We start from the raw sequence: 9,090 nt of genomic DNA on the forward strand, positions 1-9,090 counted from the left end.
CCGGCGCGGGCACCTGGACGGCCACCGCCTCGGACGAGGCGGCGCCGGTGACCCGCACCGACCAGGCCATGGACACGGCCGAGGGCGTACGCATCGACACCTCGTACTTCACCTCCGGCGGGGACGGCCGCCGCCCGGCCGTCCTGCTCGGCCACGGCTTCGGCGGCAGCAAGAACGACGTCCGCAGCCAGGCCGAAGCCCTCGCCCGCGACGGCTACGCGGTGCTGACCTGGTCCGCGCGCGGCTTCGGCGAGTCCACCGGCAAGATCGGCCTGAACGACCCCAAGGGCGAGGTCGCCGACGTCTCGAAGCTCATCGACTGGCTCGCCGAGCGGCCCGAGGTGGAGCTGGACAAGAAGGGCGACCCGCGCCTCGGCGCGGCCGGCGCCTCGTACGGCGGTGCGATCTCACTGCTGGCCGCCGGGTACGACGACCGGGTCGACGCCATCGCGCCCGCGATCACTTACTGGAACCTGTCGGACGCCCTCTTCCCGAACGGCGTCTTCAAGAAGCTGTGGGCCGGCCTGTTCGTCAACACCGGCGGCGGCTGCGAGAAGTTCGAGACGCGGCTCTGCGAGATGTACCAGCGGGTCGCCGAGTCCGGGCAGCCCGACGCGGAGGCCGTGAAGCTCCTCGACGAGCGCAGCCCCGAGGCCGTCGGCGACCGCATCAAGGTGCCCACGCTGCTGCTGCAGGGCCAGACCGACTCCCTCTTCCCGCTCGGCCAGGCCGACGCCGCCGCCAAGGCGATCAAGGCCAACGGCGCGCCCGTGGAGGTCGACTGGATCTCCGGCGGTCACGACGGCGGCGACATGGAGACCTCCCGCGTCCAGGCCCGGACGAACGCCTGGTTCGACCGCTACCTCAAGGACGACAAGAGCGCGGACACCGGCTCCGCGTTCCGCGTCACCCGCACCCTCGGCGCCGGCTCCGGCGACGGAGAAACCCGCCTGAGCGGTACGACCGACGACACCTACCCGGGCCTGGAGAGCGACCCCACGTCGATCGCCCTCACCGGACGCGAGCAGAGCTTCGACAACCCGGCCGGCGCCAACCCGCCCGCCGTGTCGGCCCTCCCCGGCCTCGGCGCCGGCGGCGGCCTGGCCCAGCTGTCCTCGCTCGGCGTCAGCATCTCCCTCGACTTCCCCGGCCAGTTCGCCGCCTTCCAGTCGAAGCCCGTCGCGGACGACCTCCAGATCACCGGCTCGCCCACGGCCACCGTCCATGTGAAGTCGACCAGTGAGGACGCCGTCCTCTTCGCCAAGGTCTACGACGTCGGCCCGGACGGCAGGTCCCAGGTCCTCCCCTCCCAGCTGGTCGAGCCCCTGCGGGTCGAGGGTGCCAAGGCCGGCAAGGACGTGAAGCTCACCCTCCCGGCCATCGACCACGAACTCGACGACGGCCACCGCCTCCGCCTCGTCCTCGCCTCCACCGACCTCGGCTATGCCTCCCCGACGGCCCCGGCGACGTACACGGTCTCTCTCAAGGGCGATCTGGAGGTGCCCACACCGCTCGCCCGGGCCGACCGCACGGACGTCCTGCCCGCCTGGGTCTGGTACCTGCCGATCAGTGGCGCCGTGATCGCGGCCGTCCTCCTCGTCACCGGCCGCCGGCGGATCGTCACCCCGGCTCCCGACCCCGCGCTCGCCGAGGTCCCGCTCGTGATCACGGACCTGAGCAAGAAGTACAAGAACGGCGACCGCTACAGCGTCCGCGATCTCTCCATCCGCGTCGAGAAGGGCCAGGTCCTGGGCCTCCTCGGTCCGAACGGCGCGGGCAAGACGACGACCCTGCGCATGCTGATGGGCCTGATCCAGCCGGACGGCGGCCAGATCCGTGTCTTCGGCCACGCGATCGTGCCGGGCGCCCCGGTCCTCTCCCGGGTCGGCGCCTTCGTCGAGGGCGCGGGCTTCCTCCCGCACCTGTCCGGCCGCGAGAACCTGGAGCTGTACTGGGCCGCAACCGGCCGCCCGGCCGAGGACGCCCACCTCGAAGAGGCCCTGGAGATCGCCGGCCTCGGCGACGCCCTGGCCCGCGCGGTCCGCACCTACTCCCAGGGCATGCGCCAGCGCCTCGCCATCGCCCAGGCCATGCTCGGCCTGCCCGACCTGCTGATCCTCGACGAGCCGACGAACGGACTCGACCCGCCGCAGATCCGCGAGATGCGCGAGGTCATGATCCGCTACGCGGCGGCCGGCCGCACGGTCATCGTCTCCAGCCACCTGCTGGCGGAGGTCGAGCAGACCTGCACGCACCTGGTCGTCATGGACCACGGCAAGCTCGTCCAGGCCGGCCCCGTGAGCGAGATCGTCGGCTCCGGCGACACGCTCCTGGTCGGCACGTCCGAACCCGTGGACGAGCCGGTCGTCGAGAAGATCGCCGCGCTGCCGGGCGTCGACTCGGCCGTCCGCGCCGACGACGGCCTGGTGGTCCGCCTCGACGCCGACGGCAGCGCCCAGCGTCTGGTCGCCGAACTCGTGCGGCTGGAGATCCCCGTGGAGTCGGTCGGCCCGCACCGCCGCCTCGAAGACGCCTTCCTCACCCTGATCGGAGAGTCCGCATGAGCACGCTGGCCGAGCGTGCCGAGCACGCAGAACCCGCGCGTACGGAACCCGGACACCCCGGGCACAAAGAGCCCGTCGAGGTCGCCGACGGCTACCGCGCGGGCCGTACCCTGCCCCTGCGGGTCGAGCTGGTCCGGCAGCTGAAGCGCCGCCGCACGATGGTCATGGGCGGCATCCTGTTCGCCCTGCCGCTCGTGCTGCTGATCGCGTTCCAGGTCGGCGGCACACCCGGCGAGGAGGGCGGCAACCGGGTCAACCTGATGGACACGGCGACGGCGTCCGGCGCGAACTTCGCCGCGGTGAACCTGTTCGCCGCCGCGGGCTTCCTGCTCGTCATCCCCGTCGCGCTGTTCTGCGGCGACACGGTCGCCTCGGAGGCCAGCTGGTCCTCCCTGCGCTACCTCCTCGCCGCACCCGTGCCGCGCGCCCGGCTGCTGTGGTCCAAACTCGTCGTCGGCCTCACCCTCAGCCTGGCGGCGATCGTGCTGCTGCCGGTCGTCGCGCTCGCCGTCGGCTCGGTGGCATACGGATGGGGCCCACTGGAACTGCCCACCGGTGGTGAGATCGCGCAAGGCGCCGCCGCTCAGGCGCTGCTGATCACGGTGGGGTACATCTTCGTGTCCCAACTGGTGACCGCCGCCCTGGCGTTCTGGCTGTCCACCAGGACGGACGCCCCGCTCGGCGCGGTCGGCGGCGCCGTCGGCCTCACCATCGTCGGCAATGTGCTCGACTCGGTGACCGCCCTCGGCGACTGGCGCGACTTCCTGCCCGCGCACTGGCAGTACGCCTGGCTGGACGTCGTCCGCCCGCAGCCCGAGTACACCGACATGATCCAGGGCGTCTCGGTCTCCGTAACGTACGCGCTGGTGCTGTTCGCCCTGGCCTTCCGCGGTTTCGGCCGCAAGGACGTCGTCTCCTAGGTCACCGGAGGATCACCCACCGGTCTCGACGGACCCCCGCCGTGGCCGCTTCGAGACGCATCCGCAACACCCCGTGGCGCACATCCGGGCCCCCTCCGCCGTCACAGTCACAACAGTCGCCCACGAAAGGCGACGGATGACGTGGCTAGGGGGCCCGGATGCACACGTATCGCAGGAACGCGCCGACGACGACGGCGAGGCCGACGGCACGGCGACGGATGACCACCGCACTCCTCGCCCTGGGCGCGGCCGGCGCCCTGCTCCTCACCGGCTGCAGCGCGAGCGGCGACGGCAACAGCTCCTCGTCGCACGACCGGGGACAGGGCGGCGGAAAGGCGGACGGCTTCCCGGCCCCCGCGCCCGAGGGCACCGGGACCGGCGAACAGCGCGGCGAACAACAGGGCGACGACTCCGGCGACTTCGCCCCGACCCCCGACTACCTCTCCACCTTCGCCCTCGACGTCGACACCGCCTCCTACGGCTACGCCCGCCGCACCCTGGACGACGGCAGCCTGCCCGACCCGTCGACGGTCCGCCCGGAGGAGTTCGTCAACAGCTTCCGCCAGGACTACGAACGCCCCGACGGCGACGGCTTCTCGGTCACCGTCGACGGCGCCCGCACCGCCGACGAGGACTGGTCCCTGGTCCGCGTCGGCCTGGCCACCCGTGCCGCCGAGGGCGACAGCAGGCGCCCGCCCGCCGCCCTCACCTTCGTCATCGACGTCTCCGGCTCCATGTCCGAACCGGGCCGACTCGACCTCGCCCAGGACGCCCTGCGCACGATGACGAACCGGCTGCGCGACGACGACTCCGTCGCGATCGTCACCTTCAGCGACGAGGCCGAGACCGTCCTGCCGATGACCCGCCTCGACGACAACCGGGGCGAGATCCGTGAGGCGGTCGACGGCCTGGAGCCCACCGACTCCACCAACCTCGCGGCGGGCGTCGAGACCGGCTACGAGACCGCCGTCGAGGGCCTGCGCAAGGGCGCGACCAACCGGGTCGTCCTCCTCTCCGACGCCCTGGCCAACACCGGCTCCACCGACGCCGAGACCATCCTCGAACGCATCGCGGGCGAACGCCGCGAACACGGCATCACCCTCTTCGGCGTGGGCGTCGGCAGCGACTACGGTGACGCGCTCATGGAACAGCTCGCCGACCAGGGAGACGGCCACACCACCTACGTCGCCACCGAGGAGGAGGCCGAGGAGGTCTTCTGCGAGGAACTCCCGCGCCACGTCGACCTCACCGCCCGCGACGCCAAGGCCCAGGTCTCCTTCGACCCGGCGACGGTCGAGGAGTTCCGCCTGATCGGCTACGACAACCGGCAGGTCGCCGACGAGGACTTCCGCGACGACCGCGTGGACGGCGGCGAGGTCGGCCCCGGCCACACCGTCACCGCCCTCTACGCCGTCCGCACCAAGGAGGGCACCGAAGGCGGCCACCTCGCCACCGCCACCGTCCGCTGGCTGGACCCCGGCAACCGCACCCCGCACGAGGAGTCGGCCGGCCTGGAGGCATCGGCACTCCACGACGACCTGTGGGAAGCCTCCCCGTACGGCCTCCAAGTGGCCGCCGTGGCAGCCTACTTCGCCGACTCCCTCCGCCAGGAGGACGGCCGCTGGACCGACCTCCCGGCCCGCCCGACCCTCCGCCGACTGGGTTACCGGGCCGACGACCTGGCGAGGGACCGAGAGGACAAGGACGTGCGCGCCCTGGCCGAGGCGATCAGGACGGCGGACCGGCTGATGGGCTAGAGCCTCGTCCCGCACACCCTGATGGGCTAGGGCTGCCTCGTCCCGCACACCGAGGGCAGCGCGCGCGCCAGCCCCTCCCCGTGCAGCAGGTCCAGGCGGTGTGCGAACGCGGACCGTGCCGCCGCCACCCGCAGCCAGGGCTCGCACGAGGCCCCGGCCCGCCGGGACTCCGTCTCCTGGAGCGCGGTCAGCAGTTGCGTGGTGATCCGGTCCAGCACCGGCCGCACGTCCTTCACCAGGTCAGGCCGCTCGGTGGGCCGCTCCTGCGGATGCGCGTCCCAGCGGGCGTAAAGGCCGCGCTGCACCAGCTTGTTGGCCTCGATCTGGTCCCGGAACACGGCGGTCACGGCATCCGGATCGAGGCCGAGCCCGACCGCCCGCCCGGCCACGTCGTCCAGGATCGCCTTCTCCCGTACGGGATCGTCGATGGGCGTGGCCGTCCCGTACTTGGCCGCCGCCACCTTGTCCGCGACAAGCAGTCGCTCGGCGAAGAGATCCGTCAGCACGGTGAGCGACCGGGGGCCCGCAGCCGTACGAGGGGGAGTGGAGGTGGAGGAGGACGCGGCGACGGCCGGCACGGCACCGGACAGAGCCAGGGCGGACGAGAGGCACACGGAGACCGGGACGGAGATCAGGAAGGACCTGAGGCGGTGGGGGCGCATGATCCAGGCCTATCACACGCCCCACCCGTCCCCCGGAGTCTCACCCAACCATTGAAAATTCCTTACCTACCGGTAAGTTGACTCGTCGGTAATGAAGCGGTCGTGAGGCCTCGGGGAGCGGCGATGGGCGTACACAAGGACTTGAACCGGGCGAAGCGGCGCGGCGGCCTGACCGACCGTGTCAGGGTCGAGGTCGTCAAGGACGCGCAGGGCGTCGTCCGTGAGGCGAGCACGCCCGCCCTCGCACCCCGCCCGACGAGCGGCAGCATCGCCGACCTCCCCTTCGTCAACGCCACCGAGGCCCCCGACGCGGTGGTCCTGCGCCGCGCCGACCACCACGGCACCTACCACCCGGTGACCGCCGCCGCCTTCGCCCGCGAAGTCACCGCCACCGCCAAGGGGTTGATCGCCGCCGGTCTCGAACCGGGCGGTCGTGTCGCGGTGATGTCCCGCACCCGCTACGAGTGGACGGTCCTCGACTTCGCCGTCTGGGCGGCCGGCGGCCAGTCCGTCCCCATCTACGCCACGTCCTCGCCCGAGCAGATCGAGTGGATCGTCCGCGACTCCGGCTCCCGCTTCGTGGTCGCGGAGGCTGCCGAGAACGCGGAGGCCGTCGCCACCGCCACCGCCCGCCACTCCCAGCCCCCGCACGTCTGGCAGATCGACCGGGAGGCCCTTGCCCACCTCGCCGACCTGGGCCGGGGCGTCCCCGACGACGAGGTCACCAAGCGCCGCGCGGCACTCACCCCCGACACGGCCGCGACCATCTGCTACACCTCCGGCACCACCGGCCGCCCCAAGGGCTGCGTCCTCACCCACGCCAACCTCCACGCGGAGGCCGCCAACACGGTCGAACTGCTCCACCCGATCTTCAAGGAGATCTCCGGTCAGGTCGCCTCCACCCTCCTCTTCCTCCCGCTCGCCCACATCCTCGGCCGTACGATCCAGATCGCCTGTCTGATGGCCCGCATCGAGATCGGCCACTGCCCGAGCATCAAGCCCGACGAACTGCGGCCCGCGCTCAAGAAGTTCCGCCCCACCTTCCTGGTCGGCGTCCCCTACCTCTTCGAGCGGATCCACGCCACCGGCCGCGCCACCGCAGAACGCATCGGCCGCGGCGCCTCCTTCGACCGCGCCCACCGCTTCGGCGTCCGCTTCGCCCGCGCCCACCTCGACAGGTTCCTGGACCAGGGCCCCGGCCCGACCCCCGGTGTGCACGCCGCCTGGGCCCTGTACGACCTGCTGGTCTACCGCCGCATCCGCAGGGAACTCGGCGGCCGGATGCGCTACGCCATCAGCGGCGGCTCCCCGCTCGACCGCGACCTCAACCTCTTCTTCTACGCCGCCGGGATCATCGTCTACGAGGGCTACGGCCTCACCGAGACCACCGCGGCGGCCACCATCGTCCCGCCGCTCAAGCCCCGCCCCGGCACTGTCGGCCGGCCCGTCCCCGGCACCGCGATCCGCATCGCCGACGACGGGGAGGTCCTCATCAAGGGCGGCATCGTCTTCGGCACCTACTGGAACAACCCGGTCGCCACCGACGCCGCCCTGACCGACGACTGGTTCGCCACCGGCGACCTCGGCGCCCTCGATGAGGACGGCTACCTCACCATCACCGGCCGCAAGAAGGACATCCTCGTCACCTCCGGCGGCAAGAACGTTTCCCCAGCCGTCCTGGAGGACCGGTTGCGCAGCCGCCCGCCGGTCGGCCAGTGCATCGTCGTCGGCGACAACCGCCCCTTCGTCGCCGCCCTCATCACCCTCGACCCCGAGGACGTCACCCACTGGCTCCATGTCCGCGGCATGTCCCCGGACACCCCGCTCGCCGAGATCGTCGCCGACCCCCGCATGCGCACCGACGTCCAACTGGCCGTCGACTACGCCAACCAGGCCGTCTCCCGAGCCGAGTCCATCCGCGAGTTCAAGGTGGTGGAGGGCGAGTTCAGCGAGGAGAACGGCCTGCTCACCCCGTCGATGAAGATCAAGCGGCACGCGGTCACGGCGGCGTACGCGGCGGCGATCGAGTCGCTGTACGCGAAGAAGTGAGACGCGGGGCCGACACCCGTCCGGACACACGAAAGCGGGCCGCCGATGAACTCGGCGACCCGCTTTTCGTGCGTGCGGTGGTGGCGTCAGTGGTGCTTCGCGGCGTTGTCGCCGCCGTTGTTGTTGCCGTTGCCGTTGTCCGAGAGGATCGGGATGTCGGACAGGATGTGCGACAGCGGCTCGTCACCCTTGGCCTGGGTGGAGTTCTCGGTGCACTGCTGGTTCTGCGGCGCGGACAGGACCGGAACGTCCTGGAGGACGGCCCCCGCCGCCGCGGCGGTGTTGAGCTTGGCGGGCAGGCCGATGCAGAGCTTGTTGAGCGAGCCCTGGACCAGCGAGAGCTGCGGGCTCATGTCGCCCTTGGTCACGGAGTTGCCGAACGCCTGGCTGGCACCGTTGCCGCTGAACGACGTGGTCCCACCGTCGTCGGCGAGCGCCTGAGGGGCGGCGGCGGCCGCGAGACCGGTGATGGAAGCGGCGACCGCGACCGCGGCCATTGCCTTCTTGAGCATTTCGCATTCCTTTCCTGGCGGACCCGCGGGTCCCTGCTCAGGCAGCAACGGCGGCATACCCCGACCGGTTTCGGCACATCACCCGTTCGGCCCGCTCGCAACGGATGGTTCCAGAGGTCGGCAACACTCCCGCACGCCCGCTTCCACTCCTTCGCATGGGCCGACGGAGTGAATGAGAGCAACCGGGGAGCCCTGGAGAAGTTGTCCATGGTGCTCCGGTGGAAACGGGGTTTTCCAGAAGGGAATGCAAGTGATCAAGAAGATTATGGCCGTAGCGTCGATTGCCGCCTCCGTCGTCGGAGTCTCGACCGTCGCCGCACCCCAGGCGCTCGCCGATGACGGCGGCACCACGTCCTTCAGCGGGAACGACGCCCACCAGGCGTACGGCAACTCGGCCACGTACGGCGACATGAGCCCGCAGATGGCGCTGATCCAGGGCTCGTTCAACAAGCCCTGCATCGCTCTGCCCGCCAAGCTCAACACCATTGGCGCGGCAGCGGCCGTCCTCCAGGACGTCCCGATCCTGTCCGCGCCGCAGAACCAGCAGTGCACCGAGAACTCCACCCAGGCCAAGGGCGACGAGCCGCTGTCGCACCTCCTGTCCGACATCCCGATCCTCTCGGACA

General features: G+C 71.4%; 7 protein-coding genes. 5 read left to right on the top strand and 2 right to left on the bottom strand.

Features of this window, described 5'->3' with window-relative positions:
- The 3 genes from AWZ10_RS17710 to AWZ10_RS17720 all read left to right on the top strand — a co-directional run.
- Nucleotides 1–2,564, top strand: a 2,564-nt coding sequence (locus tag AWZ10_RS17710) for an alpha/beta fold hydrolase (protein WP_060891543.1), incomplete at its 5' end; no start/stop codon positions are given.
- Complete coding sequence (locus tag AWZ10_RS17715; RefSeq protein WP_173531583.1) at nt 2,561–3,484, top strand: ABC transporter permease; 924 nt, start codon at nt 2,561–2,563, stop codon at nt 3,482–3,484. The genes AWZ10_RS17710 and AWZ10_RS17715, both read left to right, overlap by 4 nt.
- Before the next feature lie 158 nt (nt 3,485–3,642).
- Nucleotides 3,643–5,241 carry a vWA domain-containing protein gene (locus AWZ10_RS17720; protein ID WP_060891544.1) on the top strand — a complete coding sequence of 533 codons (1,599 nt, stop codon included), beginning with the start codon at nt 3,643–3,645 and terminating at the stop codon, nt 5,239–5,241.
- Nucleotides 5,242–5,267: 26 nt separating this feature from the next.
- Here the strand turns inward: AWZ10_RS17720 and AWZ10_RS17725 are convergent, their stop codons facing one another.
- Entirely contained in the window at nt 5,268–5,903 is a 636-nt protein-coding gene (locus AWZ10_RS17725; RefSeq protein ID WP_046706806.1) for a chorismate mutase, read from the bottom strand.
- 123 nt (nt 5,904–6,026) lie between these two features.
- On the opposite strand from AWZ10_RS17725, the gene AWZ10_RS17730 reads away from it, so the two are divergent.
- Nucleotides 6,027–7,952 carry an AMP-dependent synthetase/ligase gene (locus tag AWZ10_RS17730; protein WP_060891545.1) on the top strand — a complete coding sequence of 642 codons (1,926 nt, stop codon included), beginning with the start codon at nt 6,027–6,029 and terminating at the stop codon, nt 7,950–7,952.
- Nucleotides 7,953–8,038: 86 nt separating this feature from the next.
- Here the strand turns inward: AWZ10_RS17730 and AWZ10_RS17735 are convergent, their stop codons facing one another.
- The gene (locus AWZ10_RS17735) at nt 8,039–8,464 is read right to left on the bottom strand and encodes a rodlin (protein ID WP_060891546.1); all 426 of its coding nucleotides are present in this window, start codon (nt 8,462–8,464) and stop codon (nt 8,039–8,041) included.
- A 250-nt stretch (nt 8,465–8,714) separates the two neighbouring features.
- On the opposite strand from AWZ10_RS17735, the gene AWZ10_RS17740 reads away from it, so the two are divergent.
- The coding region (locus tag AWZ10_RS17740) for a rodlin (protein WP_060891547.1) at nt 8,715–9,090 on the top strand (376 nt) is incomplete at its 3' end.

The organism is Streptomyces europaeiscabiei, assembly GCF_001550375.1.
Taxonomy (GTDB): Bacteria; Actinomycetota; Actinomycetes; order Streptomycetales; family Streptomycetaceae; genus Streptomyces; species Streptomyces europaeiscabiei.

What these genes read in the sequence shown, in the direction of transcription:
- AWZ10_RS17735 (WP_060891546.1), bottom strand. Translation starts at nt 8,464, where the DNA reads ATGCTCAAGAAGGCAATGGCCGCGGTCGCGGTCGCCGCTTCCATCACC.
- AWZ10_RS17720 (WP_060891544.1), top strand. Translation starts at nt 3,643, where the DNA reads ATGCACACGTATCGCAGGAACGCGCCGACGACGACGGCGAGGCCGACG.
- AWZ10_RS17725 (WP_046706806.1), bottom strand. Translation starts at nt 5,903, where the DNA reads ATGCGCCCCCACCGCCTCAGGTCCTTCCTGATCTCCGTCCCGGTCTCC.
- AWZ10_RS17730 (WP_060891545.1), top strand. Translation starts at nt 6,027, where the DNA reads ATGGGCGTACACAAGGACTTGAACCGGGCGAAGCGGCGCGGCGGCCTG.
- AWZ10_RS17715 (WP_173531583.1), top strand. Translation starts at nt 2,561, where the DNA reads ATGAGCACGCTGGCCGAGCGTGCCGAGCACGCAGAACCCGCGCGTACG.